2 protein-coding genes and 1 pseudogene are annotated in these 1,442 nt (G+C 45.2%); 1 reads left to right on the top strand and 2 read right to left on the bottom strand.

Annotated elements, in window-relative coordinates; all coding sequences use genetic code 11:
- Nucleotides 1–166 precede the first annotated feature (166 nt).
- Complete coding sequence (locus PX482_RS24475; RefSeq protein ID WP_002757519.1) at nt 167–391, bottom strand: AbrB/MazE/SpoVT family DNA-binding domain-containing protein; 225 nt, start codon at nt 389–391, stop codon at nt 167–169.
- A 147-nt stretch (nt 392–538) separates the two neighbouring features.
- Here PX482_RS24475 and PX482_RS24470 point away from each other — a divergent pair, with 147 nt between their 5' ends.
- Nucleotides 539–985: a tyrosine-type recombinase/integrase gene (locus tag PX482_RS24470; RefSeq protein WP_288094525.1), complete on the top strand. Its 447-nt coding sequence runs from the start codon at nt 539–541 to the stop codon at nt 983–985.
- 21 nt (nt 986–1,006) lie between these two features.
- On the opposite strand, the pseudogene PX482_RS24465 reads toward PX482_RS24470, so the two are convergent.
- Nucleotides 1,007–1,265 (bottom strand): annotated as a pseudogene (locus PX482_RS24465) (zinc ribbon domain-containing protein); the annotation flags it as partial.
- Nucleotides 1,266–1,442 lie beyond the last annotated feature (177 nt).

Here is a 1,442-nt window from a genome sequence, read left to right as displayed (position 1 = left end):
TACACAAGTTCTCTATTTAAATATAGCGTTTCCCAATCTCATGAGGTACACCAAAATCTTAACTCCTGACTCCTGACTCCTCAAAACCTAAGACTCTGTACCTCACAACTATGGGAATTGCTATAAGAGAATTTTATCTGATTTTTTTCAAAATGAGAATTGCTGATTATTTGGCGAGTTCCTTGAAGGCGTTGCGGTACTGAGAGTAAGTATCTTCAAAAGCTTTCATGGTTTCTTCAAAATCGGGATCAAAGCCAGAAATTCTGTATCCATCTGGCGATTCCGTGATATAAATCTGATCTCCTTCCTCTACGTTCAGTCGGGATAAAACCTCTTTCGGTAAGATCACACCTATGGAATTGCCGATTTTTCGGAGCGTTAGACTTGTCATAATCTATGACCTTCCGTAATTATGTTATGACAAATGTTATAACATAACTAACTGCCCAAAGAATTATTTTAAAGAAAAAGACTTCCGAGCGACTGGCGGCATTATACTAGACGATAGTGCAGTATTGTCTAGTAGAACAGAAGTATCGTGAAAGTTAACGGTAACGGACAAGCCAAAATTCTCTCTCAAGTCGAACTAGATCGTCTGTTCGCTGGTTTCGATAACGATCGGGATAGATGTCTATTTGGCATCTGTTTCCATACTGGCTGCAGGATATCGGAGGCACTGCAACTGACCGTCAACGATGTGGGGGCGGCGATCACCTTCAGGAAGTCCACTACCAAAGGTAAGAAGGGAACTCGTTCCATCCCCGTCAATCCAGCCCTGCGGAAAATCCTCGACCTTTACCTGCAAGAATTTCAACCCGATAGTTACCTTTTCCCCTCTTTCCACAACGCTAGAGAAAAAGGACACCTGCACCGATCGAGTGCCGCCCTGATCCTAAGAAACGCTTGCGAACGGGCGGGACTAAAGGGAGTCTCGACCCACAGCTTCCGTCGGTCGGCTTTGACCTTGACATCCTCACCGCCGTAAACGGACGGTGATTCCCAAACCTCACGATTTAGGTTTCTGCTTCTTTCCCTTGCGGGGTTCCGCACCTGCCGCCCCAGTTTTACTCTGTTCTGGTCTTATGGTCGCGACCCGGACTGACACCGCAAGTCCTGCGGCCAAAATGTTTTTACTAGCGTTAATATCTCGGTCATGGTGTGTTCCACAGATTGGACAATCCCACTCTCGAATATTTAACGGCATTTTCAAGGGCAATATACCCGCAATTACTACACCTTTTAGAGCTAGGAAACCATCTATCTAGGGTCTGCTGAAAAAGTTTTTCCTGGTGGCAGGGTGTAGGGTGTGGGGTGTGGGGTTTTACCCATTTTCACCTGGTCAATTACCTAATTTTCAGGCAAAAAGTCCCGGAATTTTCCCCTCAATCACTGCAAGGGTCGGGACTTTTTGAGGTCAAAAAAGTCTAAAAGCCTTATCCAAC

The sequence above is a fragment of the Microcystis sp. M53602_WE12 genome, assembly GCF_030065455.1.
Lineage (GTDB): Bacteria > Cyanobacteriota > Cyanobacteriia > Cyanobacteriales > Microcystaceae > Microcystis > Microcystis aeruginosa.
The sequence above is the reverse complement of the archived record's forward strand: the minus strand, read 5'-3'. Positions and strand labels throughout refer to the sequence as shown.

What these genes read in the sequence shown, in the direction of transcription:
- PX482_RS24475 (WP_002757519.1), bottom strand. Translation starts at nt 391, where the DNA reads ATGACAAGTCTAACGCTCCGAAAAATCGGCAATTCCATAGGTGTGATC.